Source organism: Streptomyces sp. SP18BB07 (genome assembly GCF_036322545.1).
Taxonomy (GTDB): domain Bacteria; phylum Actinomycetota; class Actinomycetes; order Streptomycetales; family Streptomycetaceae; genus Streptomyces; species Streptomyces deccanensis.
Genome location: NZ_JAQYWT010000370.1, coordinates 410,581 through 433,036, shown reverse-complemented (window position 1 = coordinate 433,036; position 22,456 = coordinate 410,581). Strand labels below are relative to the sequence as shown.

At 71.8% G+C, this 22,456-nt stretch carries 16 protein-coding genes and 2 pseudogenes; 8 read left to right on the top strand and 10 right to left on the bottom strand.

Annotated features, from left to right (window positions below):
* Window positions 1-212 precede the first annotated feature (212 nt).
* Window positions 213-620, top strand: a pseudogene (locus PUR53_RS47320) (ATP-binding cassette domain-containing protein); the annotation flags it as partial.
* Window positions 621-748: 128 nt separating this feature from the next.
* Window positions 749-1,813, top strand: coding sequence for a LacI family DNA-binding transcriptional regulator (locus PUR53_RS47315; protein ID WP_329912559.1), 1,065 nt, complete (start codon window positions 749-751; stop codon window positions 1,811-1,813).
* Here PUR53_RS47315 and PUR53_RS47310 read toward each other — a convergent pair.
* The 4 genes from PUR53_RS47310 to PUR53_RS47295 are packed head-to-tail and all read right to left on the bottom strand — an operon-like array spanning window position 1,776 to window position 6,476.
* Window positions 1,776-3,194 carry a glycoside hydrolase family 32 protein gene (locus tag PUR53_RS47310; RefSeq protein ID WP_329912558.1) on the bottom strand — a complete coding sequence of 473 codons (1,419 nt, stop codon included), beginning with the start codon at window positions 3,192-3,194 and terminating at the stop codon, window positions 1,776-1,778. The genes PUR53_RS47315 and PUR53_RS47310 overlap by 38 nt on opposite strands.
* Complete coding sequence (locus PUR53_RS47305) at window positions 3,191-4,054, bottom strand: carbohydrate ABC transporter permease (protein ID WP_329901661.1); 864 nt, start codon at window positions 4,052-4,054, stop codon at window positions 3,191-3,193. The genes PUR53_RS47310 and PUR53_RS47305 overlap by 4 nt, the downstream gene beginning before the upstream one ends.
* Window positions 4,055-4,068: 14 nt before the next feature.
* Window positions 4,069-5,070 (bottom strand): carbohydrate ABC transporter permease, encoded by a 1,002-nt coding sequence (locus PUR53_RS47300; protein WP_329912557.1) that lies wholly within the window; start codon window positions 5,068-5,070, stop codon window positions 4,069-4,071.
* Complete coding sequence (locus PUR53_RS47295; RefSeq protein WP_329901659.1) at window positions 5,067-6,476, bottom strand: extracellular solute-binding protein; 1,410 nt, start codon at window positions 6,474-6,476, stop codon at window positions 5,067-5,069. The genes PUR53_RS47300 and PUR53_RS47295 overlap by 4 nt, the downstream gene beginning before the upstream one ends.
* Before the next feature lie 207 nt (window positions 6,477-6,683).
* Between PUR53_RS47295 and PUR53_RS47290 the strand changes: the two genes are divergently transcribed.
* Window positions 6,684-8,270, top strand: a complete 1,587-nt coding sequence (locus PUR53_RS47290) for a glycoside hydrolase family 32 protein (RefSeq protein ID WP_329912556.1) — start codon at window positions 6,684-6,686, stop codon at window positions 8,268-8,270.
* A gap of 102 nt (window positions 8,271-8,372) precedes the next feature.
* On the opposite strand, the gene PUR53_RS47285 is transcribed toward PUR53_RS47290, so the two are convergent.
* Both PUR53_RS47285 and PUR53_RS47280 read right to left on the bottom strand, forming a co-directional pair.
* Window positions 8,373-8,690 (bottom strand): NAD(P)-binding oxidoreductase, encoded by a 318-nt coding sequence (locus PUR53_RS47285; RefSeq protein ID WP_329912555.1) that lies wholly within the window; start codon window positions 8,688-8,690, stop codon window positions 8,373-8,375.
* Window positions 8,691-8,719: 29 nt separating this feature from the next.
* Window positions 8,720-8,944, bottom strand: a pseudogene (locus PUR53_RS47280) (NAD(P)H-binding protein); the annotation flags it as partial.
* Between PUR53_RS47280 and PUR53_RS47275 the strand changes: the two are divergent.
* Both PUR53_RS47275 and PUR53_RS47270 read left to right on the top strand, forming a co-directional pair.
* A complete protein-coding gene (locus PUR53_RS47275; protein ID WP_329912626.1) occupies window positions 8,837-9,583 on the top strand; it encodes a DNA-binding response regulator in 747 nt (248 codons plus the stop codon). The pseudogene PUR53_RS47280 and the gene PUR53_RS47275 overlap by 108 nt on opposite strands.
* A 264-nt stretch (window positions 9,584-9,847) precedes the next feature.
* Window positions 9,848-10,507 carry a TetR/AcrR family transcriptional regulator gene (locus tag PUR53_RS47270; protein WP_329912554.1) on the top strand — a complete coding sequence of 220 codons (660 nt, stop codon included), beginning with the start codon at window positions 9,848-9,850 and terminating at the stop codon, window positions 10,505-10,507.
* 273 nt (window positions 10,508-10,780) lie between these two features.
* Here PUR53_RS47270 and PUR53_RS47265 read toward each other — a convergent pair whose 3' ends face one another.
* Entirely contained in the window at window positions 10,781-11,506 is a 726-nt protein-coding gene (locus tag PUR53_RS47265; protein ID WP_329912553.1) for a TetR/AcrR family transcriptional regulator, read from the bottom strand.
* A 143-nt stretch (window positions 11,507-11,649) separates the two neighbouring features.
* Here PUR53_RS47265 and PUR53_RS47260 point away from each other — a divergent pair, with 143 nt between their 5' ends.
* The gene (locus tag PUR53_RS47260; protein ID WP_329912552.1) at window positions 11,650-13,299 is read left to right on the top strand and encodes an MFS transporter; all 1,650 of its coding nucleotides are present in this window, start codon (window positions 11,650-11,652) and stop codon (window positions 13,297-13,299) included.
* 344 nt (window positions 13,300-13,643) lie between these two features.
* Entirely contained in the window at window positions 13,644-14,111 is a 468-nt protein-coding gene (locus PUR53_RS47255) for a GNAT family N-acetyltransferase (RefSeq protein WP_329901652.1), read from the top strand.
* 6 nt (window positions 14,112-14,117) lie between these two features.
* Here PUR53_RS47255 and kstD read toward each other — a convergent pair whose 3' ends face one another.
* A complete protein-coding gene (gene kstD / locus PUR53_RS47250; RefSeq protein WP_329912551.1) occupies window positions 14,118-15,917 on the bottom strand; it encodes a 3-oxosteroid 1-dehydrogenase in 1,800 nt (599 codons plus the stop codon).
* 290 nt (window positions 15,918-16,207) lie between these two features.
* Here kstD and PUR53_RS47245 point away from each other — a divergent pair, with 290 nt between their 5' ends.
* Window positions 16,208-17,119 (top strand): alpha/beta fold hydrolase, encoded by a 912-nt coding sequence (locus PUR53_RS47245; protein WP_329901650.1) that lies wholly within the window; start codon window positions 16,208-16,210, stop codon window positions 17,117-17,119.
* Window positions 17,120-17,147: 28 nt separating this feature from the next.
* On the opposite strand, the gene fxsT is transcribed toward PUR53_RS47245, so the two are convergent.
* Together fxsT and PUR53_RS47235 are read right to left on the bottom strand one after the other, a co-directional pair.
* Window positions 17,148-21,086: an FxSxx-COOH system tetratricopeptide repeat protein gene (gene fxsT / locus PUR53_RS47240; RefSeq protein ID WP_329912550.1), complete on the bottom strand. Its 3,939-nt coding sequence runs from the start codon at window positions 21,084-21,086 to the stop codon at window positions 17,148-17,150.
* Window positions 21,083-22,420, bottom strand: a complete 1,338-nt coding sequence (locus PUR53_RS47235; RefSeq protein WP_329901648.1) for a TIR-like protein FxsC — start codon at window positions 22,418-22,420, stop codon at window positions 21,083-21,085. The genes fxsT and PUR53_RS47235 overlap by 4 nt, the downstream gene beginning before the upstream one ends.
* Window positions 22,421-22,456: the final 36 nt, after the last annotated feature.

The following is a 22,456-nucleotide window of genomic DNA, read 5'->3' as shown; positions in this document are numbered from 1 at the left end:
CTGATGTGCCCTGCGGAGCTGACGTGCTCTGCGGTGTCGATGGTGTCTGTGGCATGGGGTGACTCTCGCGGCGCCGCTGGGCGGGGAGCCATCCGGCAGGCTTCGGTGACGGCCCCGCCGACCGGCGGTTGCCTACCCGCCGACCGGCAGGGTCTGTTCCGGGTCTTGTTCCGGCCCGTCCGGTGCGAACCGGTGCGACTCGACGACGACTCCGCGACGTCCTGGCCCGTACGAAGCTCGACTCCCTCGTCGAGCGCCTGCCCCACGGCCTGGACACCCCGGTCGGCCACCGCGGTTCGCGGCTGTCGGGCGGTGAGCGGCAGCGTGTCGCCATCGCCCGCGCCCTGCTGCGCAGGCCACGCCTGCTGTTGCTGGACGAGGCGACCTCGCAGCTCGACGCCGTCAACGAGCTGGCGCTGCGGGACGTCGTCGCGGAGGTGGCCCGCGAGACCACTGTGCTGGTGGTGGCCCACCGCCTGTCGACGGTGACGGGCGCCGACCGGATCGTCGTCATGGACGGCGGCCGTGTCCGGGACATCGGCGCCCATGAGGAACTGGTGGCCCGGGACCGGCTGTACGCGCGACTGGCGGCCACCCAGTTCCTGGCCCTCGCGCGATGACCCACCACGCGCAAGGTTGTCCGGTCGTCCGCTGCCGCGTTCCCGGCCTGCACGGGTGCCGCCGCCCCGGTGCCGATGTCGGCCGCGGGTAGGCTTGCCCGATCGGGCGAGGTCGGCGGGGACGAGGCATGGGCGGGGTCGAGAAGGCGCGGGGTGACGGGGGCGAGCGGGCGACCTCACGGGATGTGGCCCGGCTCGCCGGGGTCTCGCACACGGCCGTGTCCTTCGTCTTCAACGGGCGTGCGCAGGGCAACCTCTCCGCCGAGACGCAGGAGAAGATCCGCAAGGCGGCCAGACAACTCGGCTACCGGCCGCACTCGGTCGCCCGCGGCCTGCGCCGCCGTCGTACCGCCGTGATCGGTCTGGTCACGGACGAGATCGCCACCTCGCCGTTCGCCGGGCGGCTGCTGCGCGGGGCCATGGACACCGCGTGGAACAGTGAGCATCTGGTGCTCACCGTCGACTCCGGGCAGGACCCGGCCACCGAGGACGCGGCCGTCGCCGAACTGCTCGACCGGAGGGTCGACGGCATCATCTACGCCGCGCTGTCGCTGCGCCGCGCCCGGGTCCCGGACGGGCTGCACCGCACGTTCGCCGTGTTCGCCAACTGCCTTCCCGAGGACGGCTCCCTCCCGGCCGTCATCCCCGCCGAGCGGGCCGGTGGCCGCAGCGCCGCCCGCGTCCTCCTCGACGCGGGCCACCGCCGTGTCGCCCTGGTGGGCGGCCTGGACGACATGGCGACCGCCGAGCGGCTGCGCGGCTTCCGGGACGCGCTGCGGGCGGCGGGGCTGACCGCCGAGAAGGACTGGATCGTGCGGACGGGAGGGGAGATCGCCGCCGGGTACGAGGGGGCGCTGCGGTTGCTGGACGGCGTTCCCGCCGACCGGCGGCCCACGGGCATCGTCTGTTACAACGACCGGGTGGCCGCAGGCGTCCTCCACGCCGCCGCGCGCCTCGGGCTCGACGTGCCCGCCGATCTGTCCGTCGTCGGCTACGACGACCAGGAGCACATGGCCGCCTTCCTCAGCCCGCCCCTCACCACGGTCGCCCTGCCCCACCGCGCGATGGGAGAGACGGCCGTCCGCCTGCTCCTGGACGCCATCGACAGCGGGACCGCGCCGCCGGTCACCACCCGGCGGCTGGAGTGCCCGGTCGTCACACGGGGTTCGGTGGGACCAGCTCCCAGCCCGTGACCTCGACCGCCGTCCCCGACACGGCCAGCTCCGCGATGTCGTCGTCCCGTCGGTAGACCCGTTCCGTGGCCGCCGCCCGGTCGCCCGCGAACACCTCCAGCAGGGAGCCGTCCACGAGGATCCGTACGGTGAGGGGCACGCCCGACGAGGCCGGCAGGATGGGCAGGACCAGGGGGGCCGCGCCGTCCGGGCGGGAGCGCGGCCAGGCCGTGCGGTCCAGGGTCACCGTGCCGGACGCCGGGTCCAGGCGCACGGTCAGTTCGGCTCCGGACGCGGCCCGCAGGAGGGTCACGGTCGCCTCCGACCGGGCGGTCACCAGCAGGTCGTACGCGTGGGGGAGCGGCCGGTACGGTCCGGGTGCGGTCGTGAACGGGGCGGCCGCTCGGAGGAGTTCGAGCTCCGGGGCCGGTAGGACCCTCAGCGTGCCGTCGTCATGGGTGTCCACCACGCGTGGTGCCGTGAGGACTCCGGACCAGCCCGCGCGGTCGACCTCCTCGCTCGGGCGGGACTCCCAGGACCAGCCCCAGAGCAGGGCACGGCCGGACTCCGTGTCCTGGAGGACGGACGGGGCGTAGAAGTCACGGCCGTGGTCCAGGGGGCCGCCGCCGCTGCCGGTCACGAACCTCAACTCACCGTCTGTCGAGCTGATCAGACGTCCCGTCAGATAAGCCGTGCTCAGCGGGTCGCCGTCCCACAGAGCCACCGCCAGCACCCAGTCGCCCCCGGTGGTCTCCCACAGCTGCGGGCACTCCCAGCCGATCGCCCGTGTGCCGAGGACGCGGGCCGCCCCCGGATCGCGGCCGTCCAGGAGGACCCCGGCGAACCGCCATGCGTACAGGTCCTCGCAGTCGTACACCAGGACGGACGGGGTGCCGTCGGCGTGGCCCGCGCCCACCAGTGCCCAGCGGCGTCCGGCGAAGCGGAAGACGAACGGGTCCCGGAACATCGTCACGCCCAGGCCGGCCGGCGGGCCGGTGACCACCGGCAGCGGCAGTTGCTTCCACGCCCGGAGGCCGTCGTCCTCGGCCACGGCGAGACAGATCGTGCTCAGGCCCCGGTGGCCGTGGTCGATCCCGGAGTACACCGCCGTCGGTACGCCGTCGTCGTCGACCACGCAGCCGGACCAGCAGCCCGCCTCGTCCGGGCCGCCGGGTGTCGGCCGCAGGGCGATCCCGTGGTCCTCCCAGTGGGCGAGGTCGGGGCTGGAGGCGTGGCCCCAGTGGACGTTCGCGTGGACGGGGGCGTCGGGGTTGTACTGGTAGAAGAGGTGGTACCGGCCGCCCCAACGCAGGGGCCCGTTCGGGTCGTTCATCCAGTTGGCCGGCGGGCGGACCCGGAAGCGCGGGCTGTGGAGGTCGGTCGACGGGCTCGCGGAACTCAACGGTTGACTCCTGCGGAGGTGATGCCCTCGCGCAGAGGGCGCTGGCCGACGACGAACACGGCGACGGCGGGGAGCATGGACAGGACGACTCCGGCGAGGACGACGGAGATCGAGCCGGTGCCGAGATTGCCCTGGAGGGAGACCAGGCCCAGGGGCAGCGTGAGGTTCTCGGTGGAGGTCTCAAGGATCAGCGGCCGGAAGAATTCGTTCCAGTGGTAGTTGAAGGCGAGTACGCCGACGATGGCGAGACCGGGGGCCGCCAGGGGCGCGTACACGGACCGGAAGACGCGCCACGGGCCCGCGCCGTCGATCATCGCCGCCTCGCCCAGGTCCTTCGGCATGCCGAGGAAGTACTGCCGCATCAGGAAGGTGCCGAAGGCCGTCGGGAAGGCCGGGACGATGAGGCCGAGGAGGGTGTCGGTCAGTCCCATCTCCTTGAGTTCCAGGAAGACCGGGACCATCGTGACCTGCAACGGCACCATCATCGTGGCCAGGACCAGCGCGAACAGCGGCCTCTTGAAGCGGAATTCGAGACGGGCGAAGGCATAGCCCGCCAGGCCCGCCGTGATCATCTGCCCGGCCGCGATCAGCGCGGTCACCAAGGTGGAGTTCAGCGCGTACAGCCACACGTCGATCTGGTCGAAGACCCCGCGGTAGGCGTCGAGGGTGGCGTCGCCCGGGATGATCCTCGGCGGCAGGTCGAAGGACTCCGCCGGTGTGCGTAGCGACGTCGACACCGTCCAGATGACCGGGCCGAGCGTCAGCAGCGCGCACAGCGTCAGCCCGGCGATCCGGGTCAGGGGAGCGAGGCTGTGCCGTACGCGTGACACGGCGGGGCTCGTGAGGGAAGTCGTACTCATAGGGCTCACCCGGCTCACTGGTAGTGGACGTAACGCCGGCTGAGCCGGAACTGGAGTGCGGTGACCGCCATGATCAGGGCGAACAGCAGGACGCCCACGGCGGACGCCTCGCCGAAGCGGAGCTGCTCGAAGGCCGTCTCGTAGATGACCATCACGACCGTGCGGGTGGAGTCGCCGGGGCCGCCGGCCGTGAGGACGTACGGCTGCTCGAAGACCTGGAGGGCGTTGATGAAGCCGACCACGGACGCCACCAGCAGCGTCGGCGACAGCAGCGGCAGGGTGATGAAGAGGTGTTTGCGCAGACCGCTCGCGCCGTCCAGCGACGCCGCCTCGTGCACCTCCTTCGGGATGGTGTTCAGGCCGCCGACGAACAGCAGGAACGAGAAGCCGAACTGTTGCCAGACGTACGCCAGGACCACCGCCGCCATCGCCCCGTTCTCCGAGGTCAGCCAGGGGACCGAGGGGATGCCGACCGTGCCGAGCAGCCAGTTGACGGGGCCGAAGTCCTGGTTGAACAGGTACTTCATCACCACCGAGATGGACGCGGCGGACAGCACCAGCGGGAAGAAGAACGCCGAACGGAACACGGAGCGGAGCCACGTAGGCATCCGGCCGTTCACCGCTATCGCCAGCGCGAGCGCGATCAGCAACTGCAGCGCGACCGCGAGCACCATGAAGACGAGGGTGTTGCGGAAGGAGACGAGGACCGTCGAATCGGTCAGGATCTCACGGTAGTTGGCCGCTCCGGCCCACCGCGGGTCCTCGATCACGTCCCACTGGAACAGGCTGAGGACGATCGAGCCGACGATCGGGACGACCGTGAAGACGACGATGCCGACGACCGTGGGCGCGAGGAAGAGGATGGCGAGCAGGCGGGCGCCCCGGGAGCGGGAGGCGGGGGTCGTGGCGGTCGTGGACTCGGAGGGCTTACGGGACTGACGGGGCCCGAGGGTCCTGCGGGTCTTGCGGGGACCGGCGGACTCCGGCCGTACGGCCCTGATCTCGGTGTTCGTCACACTTCACGCTCCATGGCCCGCTCCAGGTCCCCCTGCAGCCGGCGCAGCGCGGGGCGCACCGCCCCGGGGCTCGCGAGGGCGGTTCCGGTGTGCTTGATCAGCAGCTGCTCGACCTCGTTGACCTGCGGCGGGGCCGGGATCGGGCCGGTCGAGGGGATCTTGTCGAGGGTGTCGTAGAAGACCTGCCAGTGCGCCGGGCCGGTCTTCCGGTAGCGGGCCGCGTCGACCATGGAGCGGCGGGCCGGGGTGGTCTGGTTGGCCGCGAAGAGCTGGGTCATCACGTCCTCGCGGGCGGTGTACTTGATGAACTCCCAGGCCTCGTCCCGCATCCTCGACGTGCGCAGCAGGGCATACCCGGCGGCGCCGAACTGGTGACGCCGTGCGCGCCCGCGCGGGAAGTACCGGACGTCGTAGTCGGTCGGCTTCATGCCCGCCTCGTGCAGGCCGCCGGCCCAGAAGCCGCCCGCAGGGGTGACACCGACGCGGCCGGTGGAGAACACACCGACGAGGTTCCGGCCGTCGCCGCCCTCCGGCCGGGTGCACAGGTCGTCCTGGACGAGGGAGGCGAGGTAGTCGTAGACCTCCGCGACCCGGTCGGTGTCGGCCAGCGGGGTCGTCCACCGGTAGCCGCCGCCCCGGCCGCGCCGTTCCGCCTCGGGGTAGAAGGAGTTCCAGAGCCAGTCGCCCCCGGGGGCCTTGGACTCGGCGAGGAGGTTGGTGCCGCCCGCGAACAGCCAGGGGACCACTCCGCCCCACAGGCGGTTGGTCCAGAAGTACGGGGTGAACCCGGCGCCGTTGCTGCGTTTCATCGCGCGCAGCAGTGTCGTGAAGTCGTCGCGGGTCCAGTCGTCGTCGGGGAGATCGGCGCCCGCGCGTTCCAGGACCCGGGTGTTGAGGTACATGTCGGCCGCGTTGAACTCGACCGGCAGCTGGTACAGGCTCCCCTCGTACATCATCGACTCGACCAGCGAGGGGTGGACGTCGGCGAAGTACGGGCGCAGCTCGGCCGCGTCCCGCTTCGCCCACGCGTCCAGCGGGACGCCGAGCCGCCGGGCGAAGAGCTGCACGCCCTCGGTGGCGACGTACACGAGGTCGGGTGCGGTGCCCGCGGCGATCTGCGTGAGGATCTTGGAGAAGAAGTCCGACCAGTCGTAGGCCTGGACGGGGTTGATACGGATCCTGATGTCGGGGTGGACCTCGCGGAACCCGTCGCGGAGGGCGCGTTGCGCCTCGGGGTTGAAGGCGGAGCCGAGGGTGGCGATGACGAGCGAGCCGTCGTCGCGGCCGGGGATGTCGGCGGCGGTGAGGCGGTCCCAGCCGGCCGCGACACCGGCGACGGCGGCGGCTCCGGCGCCGTACGCGCCGTAGCGCATCAGGCCACGGCGGGAGAGGAGCGAGTCGGTCATCGGCGAGCCTAACTCGAGTTAGCCGAAGGTGGTTCCCGATGATGGGAACCCTGTCACGGCTCTGTCAAGGGATGTTGTCCGATGGGGAGTTGCGTGGACGGACGGTGCGCGAGGGCTTGACCTTTAACGAGTTAGGTATACGGTTCCGGCCACAGGAGCCGTGTTCCGACGACGACGTCGGGGGAAGGGAGCCGCACCATGCGTGGCATGTCGAGGAGTTCGCTGGGGCCAGGGGGAGCACCGTCCAGGCGGTCGCTGCTGGCGGCCTCGGCCGTCGGCTTCGCCGGTGCTCTGCTGCCGGGTGTCGGGAGACCGGCGGTGGCGGTGGCGGCGGCCGGAGAGGCGACCGCCGCGTGCACGGGCAGCTACCGCGCCGAGTACCACTTCACGGTCCCCGACCAGTGGATGAACGACCCGCAGCGCCCGATCTGGATCGACGGCGAGTACCACTTCTACTACCTCTACAACCCCGACTACTCGACGGGCGGCACGACGGCCGGCACCGCCTGGCGCCTGGCCACCAGCACCGACCTCGTCTCCTTCACCGACCGGGGGATCGCCGTACCGAAGGACACGACCCCCAACGGCGATGTCTGGTCCGGCTCGGCGGTCATCGACACGGACGACACGGCGGGCTTCGGCGCGGGCGCGGTGATCGTCCTCGCCACCATGGCGCCCGACGACACCACCCAGGCGCAGTACCTCTACTACTCGACGGACGGCGGCCGCACCTTCACGAACCACGGCACCGCCCCGGTCCTCCCCAACCCCGGCGTACGGGACTTCCGCGACCCGAAGATCCTCCGGGACGAGGAGCGCGGGCGGTGGGTGATGCTGCTCGCCGAGAACGACAAAGTGGGCTTCTACCACTCGGCCGACCTCAAGGCCTGGACCTACGTCGGCGGTTTCATCAAGGGTGGCATCGGCGTCCTGGAGTGCCCCGACCTGTTCCGCGTCAGGGCGGAGGACGGGACCTGGAAGTGGGTCCTGGGCGTCAGCGCCAACGGCAAGGGCTCCGGCCTGCCGAGCACGTTCGCCTACTGGACGGGCTCCTTCGACGGCACGACCTTCACCGCGGACGCGTCCGATCCCCAGTGGCTGGACCACGGCTGGGACTGGTACGCGGCGGTCACCTTCGACAAACGCGACGCGAACGGGGCCCTGGACCCGGCCGTACGGTACGCGATCGGCTGGATGAACCACTGGGACTACGCCGGCACCACGCCCACGATGGAGTGCGACGGCTTCAACGGCACCGACTCGATCGTCCGCGAGGTACGGCTGCGGCGCGCGGCGTCAGGTGCCTACTATCTGGCGTCCCGGCCGGTGGCGGCGCTGGACGACCATGTGTCGCGCACGGTGGAGCTCGGCGACATCACGGTCGACGGCACGCGGCAGCTCGACCACACGGGTACGGCGTACGAGCTGACCTGCGACATCACCTGGGACCAACTGCTGGGCGCCGGGCTGCAGTTGCGGCGGTCGGCGGACGGTCGGCGGCACATCGACGTGGGGATATACGGCGACTACGCGTTCGTCAACCGCGGTTACACCGTGGGCCCGGATGCCACGGGACGCTGGCAGGAGAGCCGTACGCCCTTCGACCGGTCCGCCGGCACGGTTCGCCTGCGGATCCTCGTCGACCGCACGTCCGTCGAGATGTTCGTCGACGACGGCCGGTACACGCACTCGACCGTGGTCTTCCCCGACCCGTCCGACACGGGGCTGGCGCTGTTCACGATCGACGGGCGGGCGGTGTTCCGGAACGTGGTGATCCGGGAGTTCGCGGTCTGATCCGTCGAGCGGAGTCGACTGACCGTCAGCCGTCAGCCGTCACCCGTCAGCCGTCAGCCCACAGCCGTCAGCCGTCAGCCGTCAGCCGTCAGCCGGCAGCCGTCAGTCCGTGATGACGGCGTCGCGGTGGATCCAGGTGGGGTCGTGGGCCGCCTTGTGCAGGAAGTCGGCGACGTCCGCGCGGCTGATCGTCGGGTTGCCCCTCATCGGGAGACGGTCGTCGGCGAGGTAACTGCCCTTGGCGGGGCCCTTGGTCAGCATGGTCGGGTAGACCAGCGTCCAGTCCAGGCCGCTGGAGCGGATCGCCCTCTCGGAGAGCTCCTTGTTCGCGTAGATGTCCCGGAGGAAGGTGCGGTAGAAGATCTTCTGTACGGCGCTCGCCGACCTGTAGGTCTCACCCCCCCGAACGAGGACAGCCACACCAGCCGGGAGACGTGCTGTTCCCCGGCCGCGCCGACCACGGCCGCCGCGGCGCGGGTGAACAGGTCGTCGGCGCGTATCGAGGTGCTCCTGCCGAGAGCGGAGACGACGGCGTCCTGCCCGACCATGGCTTTCGCGACGTCGCTCTGCGAGGTGGCGTCTCCGGCGACCACGGCCACCCGGTCCGCCAGGTCCGCCAGCGCCTCCGGCCTGCGGGCCAGGACGGTGACGGTGTCGCCCGCCGCGAGGGCCAGGTCGACGACGTGGCGGCCGGTGGGGCCGGTCGCACCGAGGATCAGGAGATTCATGACGCGTCCTTCGTCTTCGTCCGAGAGACCAGAGCGTCGGAATCTGTCGCTCATGGGTGTGAGCCTGCTGGATCCGCACCCAACGGGCACCGCACAGGACTTTCGAAACACCCCCTAGCCGACGAGCGCGACCGGGAGGCCCTGCGGGAGATGGCCGCGCACGGCTTCCGCATCCGGATCGCCACGGCCCCGCTGCCGCAGGGCACCGTCATCATCGACCGGCGGACCATGATCCTCACCGACCCGGCGGCCTCCACGCCGGGCGCCCGTACGCCGCGCACGTACACGATGAGTGGCTCGCCGGCCCTGATCGGCGGCACCTACTCGCTCTTCGAAGCCGCCTGGGAGAGCGCGGCCGAGCTGTCCACCTTCCTCGATCCGCGGCGGCCCCGCATGGACGCCCGGACCGCCAAGGTCCTGCACGCCCTGGTCTCCGGCGCCACCGACGAGGCGGCCGCACGAGAGCTGGGCATGTCGCTGCGCACCTACCGCCGCCGGGTCGCGGAACTCCTCGTCAGCCTGGACGCGGCCTCACGCTTCCAGGCGGGGGTGCGGGCCGGGGAGTTGGGGCTGATCCGCGGGTGAGCGATGTCGGGTGGGGGTGCGCGGGGGGCGGGCCGTGGGGTGCGCGTGGTGTGGGGTGCGCGGGGGGCGGGCCGTGGGGCGCGGAGCGTTGGGGGCGCGTGGCGCGGGCCGAGCAGCTTGCGGCGTGAGTAGCTGGTGGCCGGGCAGCTTGCGGCCGGGCGGCTTGCGGCCGCGGGGATTCCGGCTCGGCGTGACAAAATGGGGCCTGCTGTTCGTCCGTCCTGCCGTCCTGCCGTCCTTCCCTTCCCTTCTTCGAGGTTCTCCGTGAGCAAGCCCGTGGCCCGCGAGCCGCTGCGCCGTAATTCGCGGTCCAACCGGGCGCGCATCCTGGCCACGGCTCGTGAGGAGCTGGGGCGGAACCCCGATGTCACGCTGGAGGAGCTGGCGCGGGCCGCCGGGGTCGTCCGGCGTACCCTCTTCGGCCACTTCCCGGGGCGGGCCGCGCTGCTGGAGGCGCTCGCAGAGGAAGCCGCCGAGACGTTGCGGAACACGGTGGAGACCCGGCCGGAGTCGGGGGATCCGGCGGAGCCGGCCGAGTGGGCGCTGGCGCGGTTCGTGCTCCGGATGTGGCCCGTGGGCGACCGCTACCGGATGCTGCTCTCGCTTGCCCGGCGGGACCTCGGCGCCGAGCGCGTCGCCGAGGTGCTCGCGCCGGCCCGGGATGCCGCCACGGCGATCCTGGAGCGCGGCCAGCGGGACGGCGTCTTCCACTCCCATCTGCCGCCCGCCGTGCAGAGCGCCGGCCTGGAGGCGATGTACGTCGCGCTCCTGGAGTCCGTCAACACCGGCGCGCTGGAGGACGACGGGCACCGGATCGCCACCGCCACCCTCATCGCGGCCGGTGTGCCGGAGGGGCGGGCGAGTGCGGTGGTCGCGGAGGTCGCGTCGGCGCTGGCTGCGGTTCCTCCGGCCGACGGCGCCTGATTTCCGTCAGGCCGACCCGTTCGAGGAGATGCCCCGGGCGTCGTCGCGACGGATGGTGAGCTACCTGCCGGAGAAGTGGGCGGCGATGCCCTGCTCCGTGGTGGTGACCGAGCGCAGCCGGAGGCCGCCTGCGTGATCACCGGGAAGCCGTGGCCAGTGGCGCTGCGGCGATCGCGAGGGGGCGTCGACGCCAACGGTGCGTGCGGGGGCTGGAATTGATGCCGATTCGTGTGAGTGGGGTACGGGCTCCGGGTTTCAGGCGGGACTCGGGTTTCAGACGGGACTCGGGGGCGACCCGGTCTTCCGTGCGTGAGCGACCTTCGTTGCGGCGGTGTCCGGGGCGACTCCGGCGGCGATCAGGGCGGCGGTGGCGGCTCCGGTGCCGTCGTCGGACCAGAGGCCGCGGTTGACGCAGTCGAGCAGGGCCAGCAGTTGGGCCTCGATGGCTCGGGTGAGCGGGTCGGGCGGGACGGTGGTCTGGAAGACGCCCTGTCGCCGGCCGTGCGCGAGCACCCTCGCGACCAAGTCGCGGGCGGGGGCCAGCAGTTCGTCGACGCGGACCCGGGCGAGGTCCTGGCCGCGGGCCAACCGGATGAGGGTGCGGTAGCGGTCGCCGACGGGCCACACCGTGAGGACGAAGCGTGCCAGGTCGGCGGCGGCGTCGGGGCTCTCGACGGGCGCGCCCGCGACGGCGCGCCGGATCGCGTCCGCGGCCTCGGCGGCCAGGCCCTCGACGAGCGCGGCCCGGCCGGCGAAGTGGACGTACACGGTGCGCCGGGCCACACCGGCGGCACCGGCGATGTCCTCCAGGCTGCTGTCGGGGTCGCGGGTCAGTTCCCGCCGGGCCGCGTCGAGGATCCGGATCCGGGTCCGGGTGGCCCGCGCGTCCCGGCGCGGCGTCGATGCCGCAGTCGGAGGGGGAGGGAGAGGCGAGCCGTAGGGCTGGGTCGGAGACCGTGTCGGCCTCGCCGTCGGTGTTCGTGCTGGTCGGCTGGTCATGTCGGTACCTCGGGAGCGGGGGAGGGGAGGGAGTCATCGCGATAGTTGCACAGCAATGGGCAATAAACTAGTCTGCACATCGATGGGCAATTATGTGATTCCGCTCGTCCTTCCCGTCCTCCCCGTCCTCTTGGGAGCTTTCGATGCCCTTCCTCGCGAACACCCCCGTGGAGAAGATGACCGGGCCGTACGCGCGGCGCTGGTGGGCGCTGCTCGTGCTGTGCCTGAGCCTGCTGATCGTGGTGATGGCGAACACGTCGCTGATCGTCGCCGCCCCCGACATGACCACCGACCTGGGCCTGAGCAGCAGTGATCTGCAGTGGGTCGTCGACGGCTACACCGTTCCGTACGCGGCGCTGATGCTGGTGCTGGGCTCGATCGGCGACAAGTACAGTCGGCGTGGCGCGCTGGTGCTGGGTCTGCTGATCTTCGCCGGCGGTTCGGTGATGGGGAGCATGGTCGACGAGACCTCGCTGGTCATCGCGGCCCGCGCGATCATGGGCGTCGGCGCGGCGGTCGTGATGCCGGCCACGCTGTCCCTGCTGGTCGCGACCTTCCCCCGGAGTGAGCGGGTCAAGGCCATCACCGCCTGGACCGCGACCTCGGGTCTGGCGATCGCCGTCGGTCCGCTGGTCGCCGGCTGGCTCCTTGAGGACCACGCCTGGGGCTCGACCTTCCTGATCAACGTGCCGATCGCCGTCGTCGCCGTGTTCGGCGCGCTCGCCCTCGTGCCGCCGTCCCGGGCGGAGGGCATGGGCCGGATCGACTACGTCGGTGGTCTGCTGTCGATTGTCTCCGTCGGTTCGCTGGTGTACGCGGCCATCGAGGGCCCGCACTTCGGCTGGGGCGCGGGCCCCGTCACGGCCGCGGTGGTCGCCGGTGTCGGTCTGGCCGCCTTCGTCGCCTGGGAGTTGCGGCACCCGCACCCGATGCTGGACGTCCGCAGGTTCGCGCTGCGGCCCTTCAGCGGCTCGATGCTCGCGGTGCTGTTCTTCTTCTTCGGCACGTTCGGCGCGATCTACTACTCGACGCAGTTCCTGCAGTTCGTCCTCGGCTACGACGCCCTGGAGACGGGTGTACGGCTGCTGCAGCTGGCCGGGGCGGTGTTCCTCGGGGCCGTGGTGACCGGGAAGCTGACGCCGAAGCTCGGGGTGAAGGCGATGGTGGTGACCGGCATGGTCATCGGCACGGCGGGCGTGTTCCTGCTCACCCAGATCGACAAGGGCTCGACGTACGGGGACTTCCTGGCGCCGATGATGATGCTGGGCTTCGCGATCGGGCTGAGCGTCTCCCCGGCGACCGACACGATCATGGACTCCTTCCCCGAGTCCGAGCTGGGCGTCGGCGGCGGCGCCAACGACACCGCGCTGGAGCTGGGCGGGGCGCTGGGCATCGCGGTGCTGGGCTCACTGCTGGGCACGGCCTACCGGGACGAGCTGGCCGGCCTGGTCGGCGACCGGCTCCCTGCCGAGGCGATGGAGACCGCCAAGGACTCGGTGGGTGGTGGCCTGGCCGTCGCCGAGCGCATAGCCCAGGACCCGTCCGTCGGTCCGCAGCAGGCCCAGGCTCTCGTGGACGCCGTCCACCAGGCATTCGCCCACGGAGTCGCCCAGACCAGCCTCATCGGCGGCATCATCATGGCCGCCGGAACCCTGATCGTCCTCGCGGTCCTGCCGGGCCGGCGCGGCTTCGCGAAGAAGAGCACCGAGCCGGGTGCCGGGACGACGCCGAACGAGACGACGGCGAGCAAGGCGGCGGCCGCACGGGAGCACGCCGGATCCACCACCCGCTAAACCGCCGCCGGTGCGCCCCCGAATCGCCGGCAACGCGTCGGCCGGACGGCCGGGCACTCCCTCCGCCGGGCCGCCCGGCGACGCGCGGCCCGGTGGCCGGGCCTTGCCTCCGCCGGGTCTCCGGCGACGCGCGGCCGGGTCGCCGGGTACCGCCTCCGCCAGGTCGCCCGGGTGCGTCGATCGCGCGCCCGGCGGCGCGAGACGTGCACGGCGCGGGCGTGGTCCAGAGGCGGGCCGGGGGTGACCGCGCGGTACTCGTCGTCGGTGACCGGCTCCGAGGCGTACGCGCTCCTCGACGGGTAGCCGGAAGTCGGCCGGCGCGGGCGAATGTCTAGGCTGACGCCGTGACCGATCTCGACATCAAGCGCGTGGACGGTGCGGCCGGGGACGAGGAACTCGAGGCCTGGCGGCACGTCCACAACACGATCATCCCGGCCCACCTCCTCTCCCTCGACGACGTCCGCGACCGCGCCGTACGCAACCACCTCGAACTCGCCTACGCCGACGGCGTCCTCGTCGGCAACTCGACCGTCCGTCCGCCCGAGGGGGACGGCGCCACGGCCACGGTGATCGCGCGCGTGCTCGCCGAACACCGGCGCCGGGGGTTCGGCGAGCAGCTGTACGGGCGGGCGGTGCGGCAGGCGCGGGAACTGGGCGCCCGGGCGATCGAGACCTGCGTACTGTCCTCGAACGAGGACGGTCTGCGGTTCGCGCTCGACCACGGTTTCGTGGAGACCGACCGCTATCTGCTGGACGGCGACACGATCCCGTGGATCGACCTACGACTCGACGGCACGGGTCCCTCTTCCTGACACCCCCTAGAGCTTCCCCGCGATGTCCAGCGCGGCCACGTACCCGAAGGTCATCGCCGGGCCGATCGTCGAGCCGGCGCCCGCGTAACTGCGGCCCATCACGGCGGCGCTGGCGTTGCCCGCCGCGTAGAGGCCGGGGATCACCGTGCCGTTCGGGCGCAGGACGCGGGCGCGGGCGTCGGTGAGGAGCCCGCCCTTGGTGCCGAGGTCGCCGGGGACGATGCGCAGGGCGTAGAACGGCGGCAACCACAGGGGCGCCAGGCAGGGGTTGGGCGCCACGGACGGGTCCGTGTAGTAGTGGTCGTACACGCTGTCGCCGCGCCCGAAGTCGGTGTCGTCGCCCTTCCGGGCCAGGGAGTTGAAACGGTCGACGGTGGAGCGGAGGGCGGCGGCGGGCACACCGATCGCGCCGGCCAGCGCGTCGAGCGTCCACTCCTTGTGGACGGCCCCCGCGTCGTACCACTCGTCGGGGAACGGGAAGGTCGGCGCGATGTCCTTGAACAGATACCGGTTGCGGTAGTTCTGGTCGACGATCAGCCAGGCCGGGATGTGGGAGGCGGACGAGGTGTCCTTCTCGTACATCGTGTGGACGACATCGCTGTACGGGCCCGCCTCGTTGACGAACCGCGCACCGGCCCCGTTGACCAACAGCCCACCGGGCAGCGTGCGTTCGGCGAGGCAGAACCAGGCCTGGCCCGGGGTGTCGATGGCAGGCCCCCACCAGGCGTCGTCCATCAGCGCGAGATCGGCACCCGCCCGCTGACCGGCCCGTATCCCGTCGCCGGTGTTCTCCTTGGCCCCCACCGACCACTGCGTCCCGATGGGCTGCTCCTGGTACTGCGCCCGCATGGCCGCGTTGTGCTCGAAGCCGCCGGAGCCGACGATCACGCCCCGGCGGGCGCGGACGAGACCGGCGGAACCGTTCCGGGTGACGACCACTCCCGTCACCGCCCCGTTCTCCAAGTGCAGGTCGGTCAAAGGGGAGTTGAGCCACACCGGCACATTCGCGCCGAGCAGTCCGGCCCGCAGCCCGCCGGCCAGCGCCTGCCCCATGGTGAGCGGCTTCTGCCCGAGCAGCGCGGCCTTCGTGCCCCGGGCCAAGCACTCGGTGGCGACGGCGAGCCCCTTGGCGCTCACGGCGGTCAGCGCGAGCCACTTGTAGTCGGCGCTGAACACCACCATCCCGGCCGGCGTGGCCAGATAGGCGGGATTCAGCCGCGCCAGCTCCTCACCCAGCAGATTCCCGTCGAACTGGTCCGGCTCGATGGACCGCCCGTTCGGCAGCCCGCCCGGCAGCTCCGGGTAGTAGTCGCTGTACCCCTCCATCCACCGGAACCTCAGCGGGCTGTTCGCCATGACGAACGACAGCATGGTGGGCCCGTGGTCGAGGAACGCCTTCTGCCGGTCGGCGGGCACGTCGTCGCCGACCACGGCCGCGAGGTACTGCGCCGCCTTGGCCGGGGTGTCCGGCACCCCCGCCGCCTTGATCACGCTGTTGTTCGGCAGCCAGATCCCGGCGCCCGAGCGCGCCGCCGACCCCCCGAACGTCGGCGCCTTCTCCACGACGACACAACTCAGCCCCTGCTTCGCCGCCGTGAGCGCGGCGGTCATCCCGGCCGCTCCGGAGCCGACGACGACCACGTCATAGGTGCCGAGGAGGGGCGGGGCGGCGGCGACGGCGGTCCCCGCGAGCCCGCCGCCCGCGGCGATCGCGGCGCCCGCTCCCGCGGCCGTGCCCAGCACCCGTCGCCGGCTCGGGCCCCCCTCGGCCCCCGTACGTCTCTCAGGATCCGCGCTCTTGGACATGCGGGACGCTCCAGCCTCGCGAAGGGACGGGTGGCCGTGCTGATCCCCCGGCGGCAACGCGGCAACCCCCCGTACGCCCCGGGCTGTGTGCGGAGCCTCGAATCTGACGTGAAGGCATGGTGAAGTCAAGACACGCGTAGGGCATGGTGCTTGTGGGGTGCGAGCCGGACGCACGCGCTCCTCTCCCCCGGGGAGGAGGGGCGCCGACGCGGTTCGTTTCATGGGGTGGGCGGCCGGGAAATGTTCCGGCAGCGTGTTCTCGGCCCACGGGTCGAGGGAGGGGGAGCGCTGTGTATGACCTGGCACGGGCACCGACCCATGTCCGGGCGCCCGACGGGCGGTTGCTGAGGGTCGAGTGCTCGGGGGATCCCGCCGGGCGGCCCGTCTTCCTGTTCCACGGCATGCCCGGCAGCCGGGTCGGCCCCCGGCCGCGGCCGATGTTCCTCTACCAGCGGGGGACCCGGCTCATCAGCTACGACCGCCCGGGGTACGGGGGATCCGACCGCAGACCCGGCCGGCGGGTCGTCGACGCCGTCGAGGACGTGACCGTCGTCGCCGACGCGCTGGGCGTGGACCGCTTCGCGGTGGTGGGCCGCTCCGGCGGGGCCCCGCACGCCCTGGCCTGCGCGGCACTGCTGCCGCACCGGGTGACCCGGGCCGCCGCGCTGGTGACGCTGGCGCCACAGGACGCCGCCGGACTCGACTGGTACGCGGGCATGGCGCCCTCCAACGTCCATGAGTTCCATTCCGCGCACACCGACCCCCAGGGCTTCACGGCCCGGCTGATCCCGCGCTCGGCGGCGATCCGCTCCGATCCCGCGCGGCTGCTGGAGCAGCTGCGCGACGACCTCACCGACGAGGACCGGCTGATCGTCTCCGACAACGGCATCCGCGCGATGCTGCTGCGCAACTACCAGGAAGCGGTGCGCACTTCACCCTACGGATGGATCGACGACGCCCTGGCGCTGACTTCCCCCTGGGGGTTCGAACCCGGCGAGATTCGGGTGCCGGTGCTCTTCTGGTACGGCGCGAAGGACGTCTTCTCCCCGGCGGCCCACTCCTCCTGGCTGGCCGACCGCATCCCCCGCGCCACCGCCGTCCTCGAACCCGCCGCCGCCCATTTCGCCTCGCTCCGCGCCCTGCCGGGGGTCCTGAGCTGGCTCCTGAGAGGCACTCTGCTGTCCCTGGCCCCGTCCCTCTGACCGTCGAGCGGCCCCCGCGCGGGGGCCCTCACACCGCCAGCGGCTCCAGGTCCCGGTAGACCCGACGCCCCTGCGCCACCAGCTGGGTGACCCCACTGCCCTCACCCAACTGCCTTCTGAGCTTGGTGAGTTCGGTGACCACCTCCTCGCGCAGCCGGTCCGCCTCCGGCACCCGCCCCAGGGCGCGCAGCGTCAGCGTGGAGTTGGCGACCACCGCCAACGCCTCCGGATGGTGCTCACCGAGCACCTCCTTCAGGGCCTCACGGGCGGGCTCCTCCAGGGCCCACGCCTCCTCCGCGCGGCCCTGCTCGGCCAGGACGTTGGCGTAGTTGGTGCGGCAGAAGAGCGTGTGCGGATGGTGGTCGCCCAGCACCTCGACCATGCGGAGCATCACCCGCAGGAACACCTTCTCCGCTTCCTCCGCGTCGCCGCAGGCCCAGTGGTAGACGCCCAGGTTGTTGAGCGCGGCCTGGGTGTACGGATGCTCCTCGCCCGGTACCTTCCGGTACTCGGCCAGCGCCTCCATCGCGATCCGCCGCGCCTCCTCCCGCTTGTCGGCGGCGTACAGGTCGGCCGCCAGGTTCAGGTCGCAGGCGAGCGAGTCGGGGGTGTGGGCGTCGTACTGCGCGTGGTACTGGTCCCGGGTCGCCTGCGTCAGACGGTGCGCGTCCTTGAACTCGCCCGCCCGCCTCAGCGACACGGCCAGCGACTTCGCGCAGCTGAGCGTGCCGGGGAAGTCCTTGCCGAGCACCCGCTTGTGGGCCTCGTACGCCCCCGACAGCAGAGTGACCGACTCGGTGTAGTGGCCCACCTCGCGCAGATCCCGGCCGAGACTGGAGGCCGACGACAGGGTGTAGGGATGGTCGGGTCCGAGGACGTCCTTGCGGCGGAAGTAGGTGTCCTGGTCGATGTCCCGGGCGTCGTCGTAGCGCCCGACCATGCGCAGGGCCAGCGCCAGGTTGTTCGCCGCGCTCAGCGTCCTCGGGTGCGCGGGGTAGAAGGTGCGGCTGAACCCCTCCCGTGCCTCGCGGGCCAGCTTCTCCGCCTTGGCGTACTCGCCCAGGGCCGCGTAGTCGCTGGCGAGGGACGACGTGGTGATGTACGTGTGCGCGTCCGAGGGCCCCAGCACCCGGCGCTGACGCTCCAGCAGATCCCGGTCGATCTCCTCGGCCTCGACGTAACGCCCCTGCGAGCGCAGCACGTTGGCGAGCTGGCAGCGCAGATACAGGTACTGCCGGTGGTTCTCGCCCAGTTCGGGCTTCCAGTGCGCCAGCAGATCGTCGGCGAGGCGCTGGGCGCCGGGGAAGTCCCCGCGCTTCCACATGTACCGGACGCGGTCGATGAGCAGCCGGCGGGGCTCCGACTCCACGCAGTTGCGGATGTCCGAGGCGCGCAGATGGGGCCAGATCACCTCGAAGCGCGGCCAGTCCTCGGGATTGTCGGTGGGCTCGTCGTCGTCGGGCCGGGCGCCCGCGAGCACGGTGTGGACGACGTGCCGGGCGTGCCGCTGCTCCTCCTCGGTGAGCTGCGAACGGATGACCGCCTGCACCAGCCGGTGGATCTGGACGCTGTTGCTGACCTGGTCGACCTTGGCGAGGGCGAGCCGGGCGATCTCGCTGATGGCCCGGCCCACCATCAGGCTCTCCTGGAAGGCGGGGTCCACCTTGCGCAACTCGTCCCGCATCTCCTTGCTGTAGAGCAGGCGGGACGATATCGGCTCGGGGGCCATGAACGCGCACAGCTGCAGCAACCGCACCGAGGCAGGAGAACGTTCCCGCAGCCGGGCGATGGAGATGTTCCAGGTCGCGGCCACGGTAGTGGGGTAGTCGGTGGGCTGGTTGAGGTCGAGCACATGGGTGGTCTGTTCGGCGAGTTCGCTGAGGTACTCCTCGACCGGTGTGGCCGTCTCGGCGAGCCAGGCCGCCGCCTGCTCGACGGCCAGCGGGAGGTCGCCCACCGCCTCCGCCACCCGGTCGGCCTCCTCGGGGCTGAGGCCGGGCGCCCGCAGCGAGAGGTGCTCCACGCTCTCCTGGCGCAGGAACACGTCGACGGGCAGCGACGCGCCCTGCTGCGCCCAGGCCTGGTTCCGGGAGGTGACGAGGATGTGCCCGCCGCCGCCCGTGGGGAAGAAACGGGTCAGCTCCTCGGGGGTGTCGGCGTTGTCGAAGACCAGCAGCCAGCGCTTGGTCGGCACGCCCCGGCCCAGCATGCGTACGGCTTCCTGGCAGGCCAGGGCCATGTCGTCACCGCCGGGGGCGCCGATCCGGGCGCCCAGTTCGGCGAGCGAGGCGACCACGTTGTCGATGTGCTCGGCGGAGATCCACCACACCAGGTCGTAGTCGGCCATGAACCGGTGCACATACTCCAGCGCCACCTGGGTCTTGCCGACGCCGCCGAGCCCGAAGAGCGCCTGCGGGCGCGGCAGTACGACGGAGATGCCGCCGCGGAGCTGCTCCCGGAGCTGGTCGAGGATCACGCTCCGGCCGGTGAAGGTGGTGTTGCGCTGGGGCGCGTCCCAGATGTCGGGTGCCCGGCCGGGGAACCTGGCGTCCGAACCCCCTGCGGTCACGGGCTCGGCCCGCAGCCGCAGGGCCTCGTGGAGTCCGTCGGCGCCGTCCGCCTCGCCGAGCCGGTGCAGGTCCACCACCTCGCTGTAGGCGCCGGTCGGCCGGACCTCCTCGACCCGGGCCAGGGCCGGCAGGGCGGCCGGGGCGTTCTGGCCGGCCGTGGTGAGGGCCTGGCGGACCCTTTCCGCGTGACGGGACTTGTCGAAGGCGTGCGACAGCAGGAGCAGGACGCGGGTGTCCGGGGCGGGGGGCTCCGGCGGTCCGCCGGCCACGTCGTGCAGGGTGACGCGGCAGCCGGACCGTTTGAGCACGCCCTCCACCCACTCGGCCCACATGCGGTTCTCCGCCGCGTGGACCACCAGGACCTCCACGGCCTGCGTCTGCGGCAGCTGACGGGTGAACGCCTCCAGGCAGCGCAGCCGCACCTGTTCCGGTATGGGCGGCAGCGTGGTGACCTCGTCGTCGGAGAGCACCGAGGTGAGGCGTTCGAAGGCGGACAGCAGGGAGTTCGCGTTGCCGCTCTTGTCGCCGACGGTCGCGAGGGTCTCCTCGTAGGCGTAGTAGGGGCGGTAGGGGATCTCGACCTTGCCCCAGTACGCGTTCAGCGCCTCGGGTGCCAGGTCCGCACGGTCGGCTCCCTTCGGTAACCCCTCGAACTTCAGCCGGGCCAGCGCCCGTCCCGCGTCGGCCTTCTCCTTCTCGGCCTCGTCGACCCGCATCGGGACGGGCAGCACCCGGATCCACCGCTTGCCGTACCCCTTCTCGGCGCTGTGCGCCACGGCGGCCGCGCCGTCCAGCGCCTGGCCGCTGAGGGTGAAGCAGTCCACCAGCACGTCGGGCATCTGGATGGTGCAGATGTCCGCGTTGTCCGACAGCCCCGTCCGGCTGTCGATGAGGACGTAGTCGTAGGACGCCTTCATGTCCTCGCGGAGCGTGTCCAGGAACAGGCCGCCGCCCAGCCGCTCGTAGAAGTTGTCCCACTCGAACGACGACACCGTCGCCGAGTACTCGCGGTTCTGCCGCCCGGCCGACAGGAAGTCGAGCGAACCGCCGTCCGGGAACGCCAGGTTGAGGCGCTCGGGGGCGAGCGAGATGGCATGGTCCTCGACACGGGCGTAGTCCCGGTGCCAGGGCCCGGAACGCGGCCCGCCGGTGGTCGCGGCCCAGCAGTACTCGGTGATGATGTCGATCACGCCCGAGGTGGCGGCGAGCACGTTGGGGTCGAGGAACGGCTCGAAGAAGCGGTGCAGCCCCGGCGCCTCCAGGTCCCAGTCGACCGTCAGGACCCGCTTGCCGTTCGCGGCGAGGATCCACGCCGTGTTGGCCAGGGCCATCGTGCGGCCCGTACCACCCTTGTACGAATAGAAGGTGATGATCCGTCCACGCTGCCCGGCCGTCATGCTTCTCCTCCGTGATCGAAACCCGCGGCGGGCTGCTGCGGGTAGGTGGGGCCCATGAGGCGGGGCTTCGGCAGCTGTGGGCCCTCGGGCGGATGCGCCTGCGCGTGCCTGAGGTACTGCCGGGTCGTGTGCGCCGCCAGAGCCGGCAGCACGTCGGCGAACACCTGGAGCGAGGGCACGCCGTTGGCCGCGATCCGGCAGTCGGTCCGGCGCCCCCGCTCCAGGATCAGGGGGAGGGTGCGTTCCAGCTTCGCCTTGACCTGCCGTCCTTCCGCGCCGTGGCACTCCTCGTCGCTGTGGTTCCAGGGGACGATCGCGCCGACCCAGGGGCGGGCGTTCGCGTCGAACGCCTTGAGCCTGCGCCGCCGGTCCTCGTCGAGGACCGCCCAGCAGTCGACCAGCAGGATCGCCGGGTGGCCGGTCTCGGGCTCCTCGGCCCCGGGGTGTTCGTCGGACCCGCCGGCCGCCAGGTCGTCGGTGGTCGGGTCCTCGTTGTCGAAGTCGGACACGGTGATCCGGTAGTCCAGCGAGCGGATCAGTTCCTCCGCCAGCGTGGCGATGGGCCGTGGTGTCTCGTCGCCGTAGGGGTTCCACTGCAGGGCGCTCTCGCCGTAGAGGCCGTTCCTGCGGGTTTCCGGGACCAGGTGACGGGCGGGGGCCGCCACGGTCAGATGGATACGGCGGGGTCCGTCCCCCGGGGGAGCGAAGGCGCTCGGCGTGGACTCGAACGGCCGAGGGGTGCTCGACGGCAGCGGCGTCTCCTCGGCGACCTGCACGATGCGCTGGGCGAGCATGAAGACCGTCTCGTCGTACTCGTCCCGCAGCCGCTGGAGTTTGATCAGCCCGTAGATCCCGTGGTCCAGATAGCGCTCCGGGAACGCGTTGCGCTCCACCTGCAGATGGCGCACCGACTCGGGCAGCCGGTCCATGCCGACGCGACTCCACAGCGCCGGCACGATCGCCGGGATGTCGCCGGCGCCCGCGTCCCGGGCCTGGCGTATGCGGTCGCTGAAGGCGAACCACTCCCGACCGCAGGCCTCGCTGCTGAAGTACCGCGGGGAGTACAGCGGCACGAACACCCGGCAGTGCGCCAGGTTGTCGCTGAGCCGGACCGGCCAGCCCTCACCCGAGCGCATCTCCCGGTCCATGAAGCCCGCGGGGGTGCCCGCCGGTAGATCGGTGATGGCCAGGATGTCGGCGCACAGGTCCTTGTAGAGCGTGTAGACCCAGTGGTCCGGGTCCTTGCTGTCGGGCCCGGACGGAGTGTGGGCATAGCTCAGAAAGAAGTAGGGCCGGTTGTCCGGTGCGCCTCGCCCTCGTACATGTCTGTTCACGCGCCCCCCGCCTGTCGATGCCCTCTGTTCCCCCGC